Raw genomic sequence first — 15,687 nt, forward strand, 5'->3', positions numbered from 1 at the left:
ATGACGGCGCACGCCCCGGTCGCTAGGCTGCTGTGGGTGACCGCCGAACTCGACGCGTTGCTGCGGCGGGTGGCCCGACGCGATGTCGACGCCTTCGCCGAACTGTACGACCATACGCGGTCGCGGGTGTTTGGCCTGGTCACCCGGGTTCTTCGGGACCGGGGATACAGCGAGGAAACCACCCAGGAGATCTACCTGCAGGTGTGGCGCACGGCCGACAGCTACGACCCGACCGCAGGATCTCCGATGGCGTGGCTGATGACACTGGCCCACCGGCGAGCGGTGGACCGGGTCCGCGCCGAGCAAGCTGCCGGCCAACGTGAGTCCCGTTATGGGATGACCAGCATGGAACCGGCCGCCGACTACGTCGCGGACTCGGTGATCACCCAGGACGAACAGCGCAGGGTCGCCGACTGTCTGTCCTCGCTCACCGATGCCCAGCGCGAATGCATCCACCTCGCCTACTACGACGGTCTGACCTACAGCCAGGTGTCGCAGCGGCTGGCGGCCAATCTGGCCACCATCAAGTCCCGTATGCGTGATGCTCTCCGCGGACTGCGCAATTGTCTGGGGGCGGCATGACCGAACCGGTTGACTCCGAACTGCTCGAGCTGGCCACCCCGTATGCGCTGCACGCCGTGTCCGACGGCGAGCGCGCCGACATCGAACAGCGCCTGGCCGCTGCTTCTCCCGAGGTCGCGGCCCAGTTCTCCGCCGAGGTGCGCGACGTGCAGGAAACCATGGCACAGGTGGCCGGTGCCACAGCCCTGGAGCCACCGGCAGGTCTACGTGACCAACTACTGGCAGCGGTCTCGGTGCGCGAGCTGCGGCCGGCACCACGCTGGCGTAACGCGGCGCTGGCGGCTGCAGCAGCCATCGTCATCGCCCTGGCCGGCGTCGGCATCGGCTTCGCACTGAGGCCCAGCCCACAGACCACGACGGCCGAGCAGATCTTCGCCGCCCCCGACGTCCGGACCGTGTCCGGGTCGATTCCCACCGGCGGTACCGCGACTGTCGTCTTTTCCCGCGAACGCAACGCCGGGGTGCTGGTGATGAATGGCGTCACGCCCCCAGAAACCGGCACGGTTTATCAAATGTGGCTGCTACGTGGGGACGAGGCCGAATCGGCAGGCACCATGGATTCGGCAGCCGTCGCGCCGTCGACCACCGCGGTGCTCCCCGACCTCGGCGACGCGTCGGCACTGGCGTTCACCGTCGAGCCTGGCAGTGGTTCGACGACGCCGACCACACCTGTCTTCGCCGAGCTGCCGCTGCGGTGACACGCGTGAGGTCGCTGAACGCCGGGTACTACTGACCTCACCGCACCGAGTCGGGAATAGGAAGTGGTGAAAACCATGTCACAAGCAGCAGACGACCTCAGCAAGGCACCCACACCGGATCAGGCCGAGTACAACGCGTACTTCCCGTCGCCCTACTCGTTGAGTCAGTACACCGCGGCCAAAACCGACTTCGCCGGCGTCGAACACGCAGGTGCCTACACCGAGGGCCGGTGGAAGGTACTGATGATCGCTACCGAAGAGCGATATGTCTTGTGCCAGAACGGAAAGATGTTCTCCACCGGCAACCATCCGGTGGAGATGCTGCTGCCGCTGCACCATCTGATGCAGACTGGGTTCGACGTCGACGTCGCGACCATCTCCGGGTACCCGGCGAAGCTGGAATTGTGGGCCATGCCCCACGAAGACCAGGCCGTTCTGGCGACCTACGAGACCCTCAAGCCCAAACTCAAAGAACCTCTCAAGCTCACCGAGGTCGTCGCGGACCTCAAGGCGGCCTCCGACTATCTGGCGGTCTTCATTCCCGGCGACCATGGCGCCGTCGTCGGATTGCCGGGCAGCGAGGCGGTAGGTCAGACCCTGGACTGGGCACTGGATCACGGCCGGTTCATCATCACCCTGTGCCACGGACCGGCCGCCCTGCTGGCCGCGAGCATCGGCAGGGACCAGTCGCCGTTGGCCGGATACTCGGTGTGTGTTCCCCGACTCGCTCGACGAGGGACCCAACATCGACATCGGTTACCTGCCCGGGCGCCTGCAGTGGCTGGTTGCCGACCTACTCGCCAAGCAAGGACTCACGATCGTCAACGACGAGATGGCCGGCACCGTGCACCAAGACCGCCGTCTGCTCACCGGCGACAGCCCGCTGGCCTCCGACGCGCTGGGCAAACTGGCCGTCAACTGCATGCTCGACGCGCTCGGGCGGGAGCACGATGCCTGACCGATCGGCCGGCTCGATCACGGGAGCCGCCGCTTCAGGCGCGCACTCCTGAGGATCTGCAACGCCATGTTGGTAGAGGTGATCATCGGAAAGACGCCGAGAAACGTGCGCTCTGACGGAGTGCGTCCGTGCAGTTGTTCGAGGCTGCCGAAGACGTAGAAGCATCCGATGCAGAACAGCGTGGCCGGAACGGCGAGCGCCAGGATGCTGCCGCGGTCGGCGAGCACCTGCCGGGCCAGGGCCAGTTCGTCTTCCGTGAGCGCTTCGCGTTTCCGGACCTTGCGCAACGTTGCCGACAGGGTGCCGATGGCGAGCTTCGAGGTGACGTGGGCGTGGCCCCTCATCTTCCTCGTGAACACGAAAGCCACGACGGCGAACACCCAGATCAGCGCGAAGAAGACGATCGACAGGATGCCATACAGAGTCGAGGTCGTCACGTCACGCCTCCACGCGCTGGTGCTGGGGCAGTGGCTGCCGCAGCGGCCGCTGCCGGATGAATGTAGGCCACCAGAACCACGGACCCAGGAAGCGCAACAGGCACGGCACCACGAACGACCGCACGACCAGCGTGTCGAGCAGCAGGCCGATACACACTGTCGAGCCCACCTGGCCGATGGTGCGCAGATCGCTGATCAACATCGCCAACATGGTGAACGCGAACACCAGACCGGCAGAGGTCACCACGCCGCCGGTGCTGCCGAGGGCACGGATCAGCCCGGTGTTCAGGCCCGCGCCCGACTCCTCCTTGACCCGCGAGATCAGCAGCAGGTTGTAGTCCGAGCCGACCGCCACCAGGATGATGAAGGTCAGCGGCAGTACCAGCCAGTGCAGGTGCAGCCCGATCAGGTGCTGCCACACCAGGATTGACAGTCCGAACGCGCCGGCATACGAGAACGCCACCGTGCCCGGAATGACCATGGCCGCGACCAGGCTCCGGGTCAGGTACAGCATGATCAGGAAGATCAGGACGAACGCGGCGATCGCCACGATGAGCAGATCCGAGGCCGCATAGGCCTTGATGTCCTTGTTGTTCGAGCCCGCGCCGCCGATGTAGATCTTCGAACCGGCCAGCGAGGTCTCCTTGAGCGCAGCCTTGATCGCGCCGGGGAACTGTTCGACGTGGTCGATCCCTTCGGGCCCCATGGCGTTTCCCTCATGAGTGACGATGAAGCGGGCGGCCTTGCCATCCGGCGACATCATCAGCTCCATGCCGGTCTTGACGTCCTCGTTGTCGAAGGCCTCCCTGGGGATGTAGAAGAAGTCGTCACTGCGGGATTGGTCGAAGTCGTTGCCCACGTTGATCAGGTCGTAGTACGTCTGGTCGGTCTGGGTGGACTGTAGATGCGCCGGGCCGTAGTTGTTGGTGATGACGCCCAGCAGCGAGCGGCTGTCGGCCATCATGTGTTCCAACTGCGAGATCATCTGTGGCAGCAGCCGGTCGATGGCTTCGAACGAGGTTACGGCGTCGGCGATCTGAGCGTCGAGGCTGTCGATGCCGTCGAGCGAGTCGAACAGCGATCGCATCGCCCAGCACGCGGGGATGTCGAAACAGTGCGGTTCCCAATAGAAGTAGTTCTTCAACGGCCGCAGGAAGTCGTCGAGGTTGGAGATGCCGGCGTTCATGTCGTCGGTCACCTGTTTGAGGTTCTCCAAGGTCAGCACCGTGGAATGCAGTTCGTCGGCCATCTGCTGGGTCAGCCCGATCACCTTCTGCAGCACCTCGACCGAACGCGCCTGGATCTCGGCCTGCTTATCGGTGTTCTCGTTCTGCTGCTCGTTGAACGGCAACTGCTGGCCGCTGCCACTGCCCTGGGTGGTGAACAGGTAGGGAATCGTGGCGTGCTCAAGCGGCCGGCCCAGCGGCCTGGTGATGCTCTGCACCATGGCGACACCGGGGAGCCGGATCAGGCTCTTGGCGACACGGTCCAGCGAGATGAAGTCGGCCGAGTTGCGCATGTCGTGGTCGCTCTCGACCATCAGCATCTCGCTGAACAGTTTGCTCTGCGAGAAGTGCCGATCAGAGGCCTCGAAGCCGAGATTGGCTGCGCCATCGGCAGGTTGGTAAGCGCGATCGTCGTAGCTGACCTTGAAGGTGGGTACGAAGATCGCGCCGATCATCACGACGGCGGCACTTGCGACGAAGACAGGTTTGGGCCACCGCACCACGCTTGTCGCGATCCGGCGGTACAGATGCCCCTTGGCCATCCGCTTCGGATCGAACAGCCCGAACAGGCTGCCCAACGTGAGCAGCGCCGGCGCGAGAGTGAGGGCCGCAGCGATGGTGAACAGCATGCTGATGGCGACCGCCGGTCCCATCGTGTGGAAGTAGTCCAGCCGAGCCAGGCTCAGGCAGTAACAGGCGCCGGCGATGGTCAGTCCGGAGCCGATGATGATGGGGGCGACACTGCGATAGGCGGTGTAGAACGCGTCTTCGCGACTCTCGCCGTCCTGCCTGGCCTCCTGGTAGCGGCCCAGCAGGAAGATGCCGTAGTCGGTGCCGGCCCCGAGCGTCAATGCCACCACGATGTTCACCGCGAACGACGACAGCGGGATGACGCCCAAGTGCCCGAGGGTCGCGATAACGCCCTTGGCGACAAGCATTTCGATCAAGACGCTGACGAGAGGAACCAGCAGGTTGGCGACCGAGCGGTAGACCACCAGCAGCATGATCACGATCAGGATGATCGTCAGGATTGTGATGTTGTTGAGGCTGGAATTGGCGATCGTCAGGGTATCCGATGCCAGCGGCGCCGCGCCGCTCACGTAGACCTTGAGCCCGGGCGGCGGCGTGTCGTCGGCGATGATGTCGCGCACCGCGTTCACCGACTCGTTCGCCTGGAGTTGCCCGATGTTGCCGGCCAAACGCAACAGTACGAAAGTTGCCTTGCCGTCCACGCTTTGGGCACCAGCCGCGGTGATGGGCTTGCCCCACAGATCCATCACGTACTGCACGTGCTCGGGGTCCTGCTTGAGCCGGTTCATCAGGTCGTCGTAGTACCGGTGATCGCCATCGTCGAGGGGCCGGTCGGCCTCGAACACCAGCATGGTCAGGCTGGTCGAGGTGGATTCCTGGAACTTCTCCCCGATGCGCAGCATCGCGACCTGGGACGGGGCGTAACTCGGGATCATCGAGCCCGCCAATTGTTCGGCGACGTGCTCGACCTGTGGGACGAACGTGTTGGTGGTGACGGCCAGCAGCGCCCAGAACACGATGATCGGCACGGCGAGGACGCGCACGGATCGCGCGACGAAGGGCCGGCTCGCCCGGTGGCTGCTCACGCGGACTTCACCCGGCACGTGACGTCGGCTTCTGAGTGAGTGGATGACTGTTCGTCGCGCACAACGCCATTGACCAACATCCGGCAACCCACCTCACCGCCGTTGACCTGTGCCGACATGCTGCCGGACACGACAGTGAGCGTTGTCGTCTCGGTGTGCGTCCACGGCAGCTCGGCGAGATCCACCCGGTGCGGATGTCCGTCGATGTCGACGTAGCTCACGAGCCCACCGTTGCCGATGGTTCCGAACAGCTCATACGTGAGCTGTTTGGGAGTGAACTGTTCAGGAGCCTGCGCGGCGAGCACCGTCGGCACCGGTCCCGGCTCTGACAGCTGATGCACCTTCCAGACCCCGAGCCCGCCCACACCGACGGCGATAACCGTCACCAGCGGGAGCCATCCCTTCTCCAGGACGGTCAGGCTGCGCGGTTTGCGACCCACCCTGCGGAGTTCTCGACCACGTGCGTTCGTGGGTTGCTCCCCGATCATGACGGACATATATATCGCATATAGGAATCATTTCTCAAGGCACCCACCACCCATCCCTCACATTCACAGCAGTCTTACAGGCAGATTCCGGCGCTTCTACGAAACCTTCGGCGCGCATGATTGCTATTTTATTTCCCGTTAGTGATATAAATGGGCCGTGGCCAGCACACCCACCGACAGCAGCGTGGAAGCGGTTTCGGCGATGCTCGTGGCGAGCGCCGACCTGATGTGGCGCCATCTCGCCGACCGCAAGGGGTTGAGCGCGAGCGCCACGCTGGTTCTGGTCCGCCTCAACCGGGAGGGCCCGATGCGGGTCACCGCCCTCGCCGAGGCAGAGGGCGCCAGCCAGTCGGGCATGACGCAATTGGTGCAACGCCTGGAAAGCCAAGGGCTGCTGGAGCGTTGCAGCGATCCCGACGACGGCCGGGCATGCTTGGTGAAGGTCAGCGAGGGCGGCAGGCAACTGTGGGAGGAACGTGCGGTTGTCCGCAAGCAACGCATCGCCGAGTTGCTGGCCGGATTGCCCGAAGAGGACCAGACGACGCTGTGGCTGGCCGCGCAGGTCTCGGCCCGACTGGTCGATCAGATGCGCGAGATCGCCGACTCCCCCGACGGCACCGGCGGCTAGGGTGATGCCCGAGACCTGCACCCGTCGACAATCACACCGGCCACCATCGCTGCGAACCCCGGGAAACACGTAGTCCCGGCCCCCACCGGTGCTACGTTGACGCCGACCCAGGAGGCGCACAGATGTCCATGGAAGGCTCGGTAACCGTGCGGATGTCCGCACCGGCGGACCGCATCTGGGAACTCATCTCCGACGTACGCAACACCGGGAAGTTCTCGCCGGAGGTGATGGAGGCCGAATGGCTGGGCGGTGCGACCGGCCCTGCAACCGGCGCCCGGTTCCGCGGACACGTCAAGCGCAACGAGATCGGGCCCGTCTATTGGACGACCTGCGAGGTGACCGCCTGCGAGCCCGGGCGTGAGTTCGGCTTCGCGGTGCTCGTCGGCGACCGGTCGGTCAACAATTGGCACTACCGGCTGGAACCCGCCGGAGCCGACACCGATGTCACCGAATCCTTCCGGATGACCCCAGGAGCGTTCACCACAGTCTTCTCACTCCTTGGCGGGCAACTCCGCACCCGCCGCAATATTCGCGACATGCGCAAGACGCTGGAACGCATCAAGGCGGTCGTCGAGACCTCAGGGCAGTAGCGGTCCGCGCCCGACGTGGGCGCCGTGGCCGCACCTGTGCGCGAGCTGTGTATCGATGAGAATCCGGCCAGACGTGCCGGGCGGCTATGGTGACGCCGGCTGGAATTTAGTTATGCTTAATTTTGCTTAGGCATATATACGGGCGTCGTTCATCGACGCCCGAACATCTGGAAATCACGCGGTCGGGAGCGATGTGACCAGGTCACTGGTCGTCATCAAGGAGGTCGACATGACTGCACTCATCCCCCCACCCGTGGACCTGAGGTCCCTGCAACCCGCCGAGCCACTACCGCCGCGCCGCAGATTCGTCCCCCGGTCACGCCGAGGCAAGGCCGCCATCGCCTCCGGATTGGTCGTGCTGCTCGTCGCCGGACTGCTCGGTGCGACGTACAAGTCCTCACCGGGCGGCACCTTGTGGGGAGTGCAGAAGGCGATCTTCCCCGACCATGCGCAAGACGTTGCCCTGACCGCCGTCGTCAACGACCTGAAGAAGGCACAGGACATCCTCGGGAGCGGGCAGCAGCCCACACCGGATCAGCTGACCGACGCGCGCACCGCACTCAACCAGGCCAAGCAAGGCCTGGACCACGTGTCGCCGTCACCTGAACGAACCAGTTTGCAGAATCTCTATCTCCAACTGACACAACAACTTCTGCAGTACACGCCCGATTCGGTGCTCCGACTCGCACCGTTGCCCGCCCCGCCTCCGGCACCACCGGCCGCCGCTCCTCAGCAGCCGGACGCTGTGGCACTGACCAGCGCAGCCGCGCCCACTTGGGGATACGGCGCACCCGACGACTACATCCCGGCACCGGCCGGCATTCCGGAATCCCCGATAGCCGATTGGCCGCAGCCCATCGACCCGCCGATGACGCCCAACCTGAACAACCTGGGCTACTACGACCCGTCTTGGGGCCGGCTCTACGGCTACAACCCCGGCGGTTGGTACAACTACGACCTCGGCGGCTACAACCGGTACGGCTTCGATTTCCTCGGCTTCGACCGCTGGGGTTACGACCGCTGGGGTTACGACCGCTGGGGCTATGACCGCTGGGGGTACAACTGGGCCGGGTACAACTGGGCCGGCTACGACCGCCACGGTTGGGACCGCAATGGCTGGAACGAATGGGGCCAGCGCCGCAACCACCCAGGTGACCCACGCAGACGGGACTGGTACGACCGCCACCACCCGTACCGGCTGTACTACCAGTGGAAGTTCCACCTACACAATCCGGTATACCGCCGCGCACAGTGGGATCGGGCCCACGGGTTCAACCCGGATCGGTACCGGGACTGGAACCGGCACCGGGATTGGCACAATCCGCGCAACCGCGACTGGGCGCCGCCCGCCCCAAACCGGGGCATCAAGGTGGATATTCGCCTCTCGTCCCCAGTGGTGAACCTGAATGCCTCACTGACGCAGTTCATCTCGAACGACAAGGTGAAACGTGTCTCCGGGCCGCTGATGAAGGACCTCGCGGACAAATCCGCCCGTGACTTCACCAAAGAACTCACCCGTCCGGTCACCGTCCTCACCGGGCCGCCTCAGCTGTCGACGCTCAAGGACAAGTCCGACACACTCAAGACCAGAAACGAAACATCCATTGCACCACCGGCATTGACCGCACCGGCGCCGGCTACGCCGCCGTCGAAGGTGAAACCCGGGTTCACCGCGCCCAAACTGGACCCGGCGCCCGCCTACACACCACCCGACGCCGACAAGCCGCGGGAAAATCGGTTGCCGAAACCGGACAACGTCACCCCGGGATTGGGCCCCGACAGGTCCCCCGGGCAGATACCCGGCGACCCGAAGAAGGACGCACCTGACCGTGCCGGGGCTCCGCCGTCCGAGCTGAGACCGGATCACCCTGCGGTGACGCCACCGGCCGATCCGAAACCGGCGAGTCCGCCCAGCCCCGAGGTGGCACCGCCCCGCGAGGACTCGACACCACGCCGGGACAACCCTGTTCGTGAGGCACCGGTGCAGGAAGCACCGGCACGGGAAGCGCCCGCGCAGGAGGCGCCGGCCCGCCGGGAACCGGCGCAACAGCGCCCCGAACCGCAAGCACCGCGGCAGAAGCCCGCTCCGGAACCGCCGGCGCAAACACCTGCCCCGGCACCTGAGGCCCCGGTGCGTCAGGCTCCGGCTTGGCAACAACCCGAGCGGCAGGCACCGCCACAACGTGAGGCCCCGGTTCGCCAGAAGCCTGAGCGGCAGGCCCCGCCACAACGCGAGGCTCCGCGAGCTGATTCGGGCCCCCGTCAGGCGCCCGAACGGCCAAAGACAAAGGGACCCAAGTGTTCGTCATTCCCGATGTGCTGAACGCCCTCGTCGAGGCCACCGACGTTCACCGCGTAGCCTCGACCGCTTCCGGCAGGCCGTTTACCTCCCAGCCGGTAACACACGCCCAGGAACCTCCTCGGCGGGCGCCCCGATGCCACCAGTTGGCCCTTGGCCAACTACCATGAAGCGTCCCTATGGGTTTTTCGACACCTATCTCGATAGGTCACCGCCCCCGGGGACCTGTCGAGAACCCCCGACGATGCAGGTCGGGGCGCGCCGGATGGGGCGTTCCGGAACGCGCAGGGGCGGATTCCGGAACGCGGGGACGGCGGGACAGTTTCGGTGAGGGGAGAGCACCGTGGGCAACGAACAAGTAAAACTGAACCTCGGGTCCCTGGACCAGATGATCGCCGAGCTGGCGAGTTTCGACAGCGAAATCGAGCAGCAGATCGCCGCGCTGGAAAGCCGGGTCGCCAGTCTGCATACCCGGTGGGAAGGTGACGGCGCCGTCAAGCACGCACAAGCCCAAGCCGAGTGGGCCAAAGGCGCACAACTGCTCTCCGACGGCATCAAAGGTCTGCATCACGCCTCCGCCGCGGCCCATCGCAATTTTCAGGAGGCCATCGCAGCCAACAAGGCGAGGTTCTCATGAGCCTGAGGGTCACCGCCGACGAACTCGAGCAGCACGCGGTATTCGCCGACTCGGTAGCCAATCAGTTGATCGATCGGCACATGAAACTGGCCGGACGGATGACCGATCTGCTCAGCAGCGGGTGGACCGGCGCGGGCGCCGATGCCTGCCAAGCCGCCTGGGATGAGTGGAACGAAGGCTTCCGGTTGATGATTCAGGGCTTGACCGACGAGGCCCAAGCACTGCAGCTAGCCTCCACGGCCTACCGCAACAGCGATACCGACGCCGCCACCCGCCTCCACGACGCCGGCACGCAGCTCTAGCGGCCGGTAGGAGGTCGGGGCTGTTGGGATAGTCCGTTGAGCGCGGCCATCTCCCGGTTGAACCCGTTGGCGGTGTCAGCATCGACCTGCTGCACCGAGCGGGCCGAGGCGACGACTTGTTCGCCGTTGTGAGCCAATTCGTCGACAAACCCGTCCATTTTCGAATGCAGGGTCTGCGCGAAAGCCGTCAGCGCAGCACCCGCGGAGAATCCGGGATTGCCGGCCGCTGCCGGCCCCTGCGACGTGAAATATGTCGCGTTCTGCGTCTTGGCTGCCGTAGCCAAATCGGTCAACCGCTGGCCACTGGAGGCCACGGCACCGGGTTCGATGTTCAGGTCATCGTCACTCATGAATCGGTGTCTCCTGAAAGCAAATGAACAACCCCGTCATAGATCTCTGTGTGCACATGCTTATCCGGATGCTGGACACAGCGGCCCCCCGGCGCTGCCGCTGACGGTATATCGATCGATCTCCTGGGTGGCGTCGGTATATCCCATGGCCATCACCACCAGTGCCACCAGCAAAACGCATATCCCCGCCAGCGTCACAACAGCCTTCACCCAGATCCTGCGCTGGCCAGTGAGGAAAAGCACCAGCCCGATGATCAAGCAAAGGACGGCGGGAATCGCGAGACAGACCGCGGTCCATCCGATGCCACCAAGCTCGGGAACGCGAGGCCACGGCGGGAGGCAATCCGCAGCTTCAATTGTGCTCACCCACTGCGAGATACGCCGCGAGCCCAGATATATCGTCACCAGAGAACCGCCCAGCAACAACCCTGACGCCACAAACCACCAGCGCGGATGGCGTAGCTTGGACAGATGGCGTGTTGCTGAGGCGTTCACCAGGTCTCCTTCGGCCGAACGATCGTCACGCCTGCCCCACCCTCTTCTTGCGCCCTGACGGGCAACCGGCTCTCGTAGCCGTAATTCAGTGCACCCGGGGTGTGCTGGGTATACAGCACCTCCCCATCGGGCAAAACAGCAGTCACTACTGCTGTGTGGTGGCTGACCTCGCCGTTATGCAGCTCAGGGTCGGCCCAATTGAAGTAGATGACGTCACCGGGTCTCGCCTGGGGCAGCGAGACCTCCGACCCACCGTTGTGCAAGAAGAAGTCTCGCTGTTGGTCGGCGTTGTACCAGGACGTGGTGTAGCGCTGGCCGTCAAGGTCCTTGCCGTTCAACCCGGGGATATCGGGCACGGGGTTCAGCCAGTCCCGCTTGCTCCACTGTCCGTCTTTCTCGTCCAAGCCCCCAGCACGCAACGCCTCGGAAGCGAACAACGTGCAGTTATTGTCCAGCCTGTCCAGTCCGTCGTTGTGAGCGTTATCTATCGCCCACCTGACTGTTTCGACAGGGTTGTAGCCGCGGCCATCATTGGCCAACTGTGACTTCACTGATTCCGGGATGCCTTCCAAGTCGGACAGCTCGACCGGCACCGCACGCTGAAGGTCGAATTGCTCTTTCGGGGTCAACCCGTTCCACCATGCCGCAACCTCAGATGGAGATAGACCATCAGGCAACGTGTTGCGGATCTCCTCCAGAGCCCGCTTGACGTTTCCGCTCTGCACTTCCTGCGCCTGCTCCACAGTGGTCTCTGGATTGGCAGCGTTTTCGTTGGCTGCTCGCAACGCATCCGAGCACAGGTTGTCGGCTTGGGTGGCCGCCTCGATCGCATCGTCGATGAGCCCCTGCGCCTTACTCATGGTCATCAACATGGCCACCGGGTCTGCTTCTGCGCCCAGAGATCTCGGCAGCGACACCTTCCCGCTGACCGGATCGACCTTCAGACCATTTGACTCGGCCAGGTGAATGCCGTTCTCCAACTCGCTCTGCGCCGTGAGCACCGCGTTGGCGAGCGCATCGACAGGTTCAACGCCAGCACGGGCCAGCACCGAAGTTGTCTGGGCTTTCGTTGCATTATTCTTCAACACCTCGACCGCGAGTTGACCCACATGATCTGCCCAACTCTCCTTGAGCGGTTGGACACCGTTGTCGTAGATATCGCCGACGACCCGCTCGCACTGCTGAGCGGCCTTGCGCAGATCTTGAGCAGCGGTACTCCAGAGCTGCGGCTTGGCATCACGCAAGTCAGCGAACGTCACCACAATCGATCCCCCCAACGCGGCGAACGAAGACATCGGTACGGTACACCGCAGGACACAGACCCCTCTCGACAGCAACTGGACGCCGCGGACGCGAGATCCGCCGGGCGCCGACCTCGGCGACCAGTCCCCACGATGGCTCATCACTCGCCGGCAGAGTTGCCGGTATCGTTCGGAAGACTCCACCTTCGGACAACGCTGAATACTCGGCAACCGAGGCCCTTCGGATCGGTTCCGGCGACAAATCTCTGTCGAGAACGTCAGCACCAGTTTGCTTCAGGATACGGCGGACCAAGCCGGTGAACCTTGGGCTACGGGGCGCTGCGGCACAGATGACACCATGCGGCGTTTGGCAGCGTCGACGGGGAGACCCTCTACCCGATCAGATTTGCCTCGGAACCTGCGTGTTGTGGGACATGTTGGCACATGTCCCGGGTCACCGAGTTGCCTGCAATTTTCAGCCGACCGATGTCACCGACCCGACACCTTCCCGACGTCATAGGCGCTCTGCGAGAGCGGTACGTGTGCCCTCACAACCCCGGGCGTGCAGAACCAATGGCAAGACCGCACGAAACACGAATTCGACGCCCCGGAGATTCGGCCTCAGGGTTTTCATCCACGATTCCAACCGGTCCCGCGCGCATGCAACAACACCCTCGACCGCACGCTCTACGGCGGCCGCATCACCGCACGCTCCGCCACCCGACAACGCAGCGTCACGATCGGATTCGTCCTGTGCCGCAACGTAATCGCCAACCACATTCACCAACGACGCCAACAATCTCCAGCCGCCTGAGCCACCCCGATGGGACAGTTCAACGCTCGGCGCCGCCACACCCATCCCGCCGGGCACACCAGCCCCGTCAACCGCACCGGCACCACGCCCAGGAGACCCGATACCGCCGAATCCACGTCGTCCGACTACCATGAGTCGTCCCTATGGGTTTTTCGACACCTATCTCGATAGGTCACAGCCCCCGTAGCTCAGGGGATAGAGCACGGCTCTCCTAAAGCCGGTGTCGCAGGTTCGAATCCTGCCGGGGGCACTGAATTGCCGTATGACCTCGGTTGAGGTTCCGCGACTCCCCGATCTTGTCGGCCCGCCCCAGTAGCGTCATCAGCAGATCGACGTTCAGGGGGATGGCAGTGAACCGCACGGTGCAGTATTGGCGGCTGTTGCAGCCGGACGGTGCGGCCCTGCCCGGTGAGTTTCCAGCCGAGCAAGTGGTTCGGCGTCTCAGCTGCGCTGAGGCCGAGGACCGCAACCGCTACCGCCGCTGCCCCGACGGGATGCTGCTGATCGCCCACGGCACGCGTGACGACCGGATGCTGATCCTGGACAAGGTACGGCGGGAGAACCTGCCCAGTATCGGCAGCGCCGCCGGCGCTCGGCGCGCGATCGGGCTGACCCCGGATGAGGGCCTGCTGGAACCGACGTATTGCCTGTTCGGTGAGCGCAACATCGTTGCCATGCTGACAAGCGGTGACGGCCCACGGGCCCGGCGGTTGGCCGATTATCTCGAGCACAAGCTCGAGATCGCAGTCGGCATCGAGCCGGTGCTCACCCAGAACCTCGACCAGGCGCTCGACGAGATGAGTGTGTCGCGGGTGGACGTCGCGATCCCGGCCGATCGCATCAACCGCGAGCTGGTCGGCGGTGACTGGGTTCAGGCGCTCGACGGTGCCCGCGCGCTGGCCCACGATGGCGTCGTCCGCATCGGGATCTCGGTGGGCCGCCGAGGCACCGGAACACAGAAGGAGGCGATCCGCCGGCGGATCCGCGAACTGATCGACGCCCTGCGGGGTTCGGGAGCGCTGTCGGAGTTCGAAAGTGCACGTGTCGTCGGATCCATCAGCGGTACCCCGCAATCGGTCGACCTGCTCGAAGACAAGTTCGTCGAGAAGACCCGCGTCGATGCCGACCGCTTGAACGATCCGGAGCGATCAACCGCATATGCGCGAGAGCTGTTGCGGCAGTCGCTGACCCGCAACCGTGACTATCTGCTGTCGGCTGTGCCGGCCGTTCCGGGTGTGCCCGCGCACTATGCCGACACGCTGATCGAGGTTCCCGGTGATGAACGCGAATAAGCGCCCCGTCCTGCAGTTCAGCATCCGGGAAAGGCTGCAGCACAACTGGGTTCGTCATCAGTGGGCGGACTGGCTGCTCGCCCTGGCGGTGGTCGGCGGTTGGCTGCTGCTGGGCCGGGCCGGTTGGCTGCCATGGGCGCTCACAGAGGTTCCCCATGACGCCCGCCGTACCGCATACCAGATCCTGGCGACCGTGGCCGCCACGATGGGCGGGTTCACCCTGACCAGCATCTCCATCCTGGTGAACCTGCTTCGAGCACCGATGACCACGGTGGACAAGCTGTTGCCCGCCGACGACAAACGTCGGGTGGGTGCCGCATTCGTCACGGCGTTGCCGACCTTGTTCGCATTGTTCATCGCAGCGCTCGTCGGGCTGACGACCGACGCCAACGTCCACAACGGCTACTGGTGGCTACAGGCGATCATCATGTGGGCGGCCTTCGCCGCCGTGGCGTCGCTTGCGCGGGTCGTGTGGATCCTGCGCCGTCTGCTCACCCTGTCCTCGGACGGATAACTGCACAGACCGACTCAGTTGCCGACGAGCGGACGACCACTGGCCTGCCAGGCTTTCATTCCACCGTCGAGTTCGACGACATCGGTGTATCCCAACGACTTCAGCGTTGTCGCGGCCGTTGCGCTCATGGGTCCGGTGCGGCAGTAGATCGCAATCATGGCATCGCGATCTGTGGGCAACCGATCGGATTGCTCGACGATCCGATCGAATGGAATCGACAGATCCGTACCCGGGATGTCGCCTTGGTACGGCACGTGCACGTTGATCGTCAGTGTCTCGGATTTTCCGATGGTGGTGGCGAATTCGTCGACGCCGACCAGTCGATGATCAGCGACCTCCACCACGCCGGATCCGGCGGGAGCAGCCGCCGGCGGACCGGTCGATGCAGCGCAGGAGGCCAGGGACGTCGAGACGATTGCGGTCAATGCCGCGTCGCGCATCCGAGTGAACATGGCGCCAATCATACCCCTAGGGGGTACTTGCACACCCGAGTTCGCCGATGTTACGGTCGCTGCGTCAT

16 protein-coding genes, 1 tRNA gene and 1 pseudogene are annotated in these 15,687 nt (G+C 64.4%); 11 read left to right on the top strand and 7 right to left on the bottom strand.

Going from position 1 to position 15,687, the window contains the following annotated elements; translation table 11 throughout:
* The 3 genes and pseudogenes from BKG60_RS17015 to hchA all read left to right on the top strand — a co-directional run bounded on the left by BKG60_RS17015 (window position 1) and on the right by hchA (window position 2,238).
* On the top strand, window positions 1-582 hold the full coding sequence (locus BKG60_RS17015; protein ID WP_070944819.1) for a sigma-70 family RNA polymerase sigma factor: 582 nt from the start codon (window positions 1-3) through the stop codon (window positions 580-582).
* Complete coding sequence (locus BKG60_RS17020; protein ID WP_070944818.1) at window positions 579-1,280, top strand: anti-sigma factor; 702 nt, start codon at window positions 579-581, stop codon at window positions 1,278-1,280. The genes BKG60_RS17015 and BKG60_RS17020 overlap by 4 nt, the downstream gene beginning before the upstream one ends.
* A gap of 75 nt (window positions 1,281-1,355) precedes the next feature.
* Window positions 1,356-2,238: pseudogene (gene hchA, locus BKG60_RS17025) on the top strand (glyoxalase III HchA).
* A gap of 17 nt (window positions 2,239-2,255) precedes the next feature.
* Here hchA and BKG60_RS17030 read toward each other — a convergent pair.
* The 3 genes from BKG60_RS17030 to BKG60_RS17040 are packed head-to-tail and all read right to left on the bottom strand — an operon-like array spanning window position 2,256 to window position 6,005.
* On the bottom strand, window positions 2,256-2,675 hold the full coding sequence (locus tag BKG60_RS17030) for a hypothetical protein (RefSeq protein ID WP_070944817.1): 420 nt from the start codon (window positions 2,673-2,675) through the stop codon (window positions 2,256-2,258).
* Window position 2,676: 1 nt separating this feature from the next.
* The gene (locus BKG60_RS17035; protein WP_374243095.1) at window positions 2,677-5,517 is read right to left on the bottom strand and encodes an MMPL/RND family transporter; all 2,841 of its coding nucleotides are present in this window, start codon (window positions 5,515-5,517) and stop codon (window positions 2,677-2,679) included.
* The gene (locus tag BKG60_RS17040; protein ID WP_083339248.1) at window positions 5,514-6,005 is read right to left on the bottom strand and encodes an MmpS family transport accessory protein; all 492 of its coding nucleotides are present in this window, start codon (window positions 6,003-6,005) and stop codon (window positions 5,514-5,516) included. The genes BKG60_RS17035 and BKG60_RS17040 overlap by 4 nt, the downstream gene beginning before the upstream one ends.
* Before the next feature lie 157 nt (window positions 6,006-6,162).
* On the opposite strand from BKG60_RS17040, the gene BKG60_RS17045 reads away from it, so the two are divergent.
* From BKG60_RS17045 to BKG60_RS17065, 5 genes are all read left to right on the top strand, one after another.
* A complete protein-coding gene (locus tag BKG60_RS17045) occupies window positions 6,163-6,633 on the top strand; it encodes a MarR family winged helix-turn-helix transcriptional regulator (RefSeq protein WP_120764941.1) in 471 nt (156 codons plus the stop codon).
* A gap of 128 nt (window positions 6,634-6,761) precedes the next feature.
* Window positions 6,762-7,223: an SRPBCC family protein gene (locus BKG60_RS17050; RefSeq protein WP_070944815.1), complete on the top strand. Its 462-nt coding sequence runs from the start codon at window positions 6,762-6,764 to the stop codon at window positions 7,221-7,223.
* Window positions 7,224-7,452: 229 nt separating this feature from the next.
* On the top strand, window positions 7,453-9,546 hold the full coding sequence (locus tag BKG60_RS17055) for a hypothetical protein (RefSeq protein ID WP_131823379.1): 2,094 nt from the start codon (window positions 7,453-7,455) through the stop codon (window positions 9,544-9,546).
* Window positions 9,547-9,865: 319 nt separating this feature from the next.
* Complete coding sequence (locus tag BKG60_RS17060) at window positions 9,866-10,159, top strand: WXG100 family type VII secretion target (protein ID WP_070944813.1); 294 nt, start codon at window positions 9,866-9,868, stop codon at window positions 10,157-10,159.
* Window positions 10,156-10,461 carry a WXG100 family type VII secretion target gene (locus BKG60_RS17065; protein WP_070944812.1) on the top strand — a complete coding sequence of 102 codons (306 nt, stop codon included), beginning with the start codon at window positions 10,156-10,158 and terminating at the stop codon, window positions 10,459-10,461. The genes BKG60_RS17060 and BKG60_RS17065 overlap by 4 nt, the downstream gene beginning before the upstream one ends.
* On the opposite strand, the gene BKG60_RS17070 is transcribed toward BKG60_RS17065, so the two are convergent.
* The 3 genes from BKG60_RS17070 to BKG60_RS17080 are packed head-to-tail and all read right to left on the bottom strand — an operon-like array spanning window position 10,458 to window position 12,601.
* Window positions 10,458-10,811 (bottom strand): hypothetical protein, encoded by a 354-nt coding sequence (locus tag BKG60_RS17070; protein ID WP_070944811.1) that lies wholly within the window; start codon window positions 10,809-10,811, stop codon window positions 10,458-10,460. The genes BKG60_RS17065 and BKG60_RS17070 overlap by 4 nt on opposite strands.
* A 60-nt stretch (window positions 10,812-10,871) precedes the next feature.
* Window positions 10,872-11,306, bottom strand: a complete 435-nt coding sequence (locus BKG60_RS17075) for a hypothetical protein (RefSeq protein WP_131823378.1) — start codon at window positions 11,304-11,306, stop codon at window positions 10,872-10,874.
* On the bottom strand, window positions 11,303-12,601 hold the full coding sequence (locus BKG60_RS17080) for an amidase domain-containing protein (protein ID WP_165617772.1): 1,299 nt from the start codon (window positions 12,599-12,601) through the stop codon (window positions 11,303-11,305). Before BKG60_RS17080 ends, BKG60_RS17075 begins: the two co-directional genes overlap by 4 nt.
* A 937-nt stretch (window positions 12,602-13,538) precedes the next feature.
* Here BKG60_RS17080 and BKG60_RS17090 point away from each other — a divergent pair.
* The 3 genes from BKG60_RS17090 (at window position 13,539) to BKG60_RS17100 (ending at window position 15,167) form a co-directional block, all read left to right on the top strand.
* Window positions 13,539-13,611 (top strand) — tRNA-Arg (locus BKG60_RS17090).
* A gap of 94 nt (window positions 13,612-13,705) precedes the next feature.
* Entirely contained in the window at window positions 13,706-14,653 is a 948-nt protein-coding gene (locus BKG60_RS17095) for an oxidoreductase (RefSeq protein ID WP_207549564.1), read from the top strand.
* Complete coding sequence (locus BKG60_RS17100; protein WP_070944808.1) at window positions 14,640-15,167, top strand: hypothetical protein; 528 nt, start codon at window positions 14,640-14,642, stop codon at window positions 15,165-15,167. The genes BKG60_RS17095 and BKG60_RS17100 overlap by 14 nt, the downstream gene beginning before the upstream one ends.
* Before the next feature lie 14 nt (window positions 15,168-15,181).
* Here BKG60_RS17100 and BKG60_RS17105 read toward each other — a convergent pair whose 3' ends face one another.
* Window positions 15,182-15,619 carry a rhodanese-like domain-containing protein gene (locus tag BKG60_RS17105; RefSeq protein ID WP_070944889.1) on the bottom strand — a complete coding sequence of 146 codons (438 nt, stop codon included), beginning with the start codon at window positions 15,617-15,619 and terminating at the stop codon, window positions 15,182-15,184.
* Window positions 15,620-15,687 lie beyond the last annotated feature (68 nt).

The sequence above is a fragment of the Mycobacterium syngnathidarum genome, from assembly GCF_001942625.1.
Lineage (GTDB): Bacteria > Actinomycetota > Actinomycetes > Mycobacteriales > Mycobacteriaceae > Mycobacterium > Mycobacterium syngnathidarum.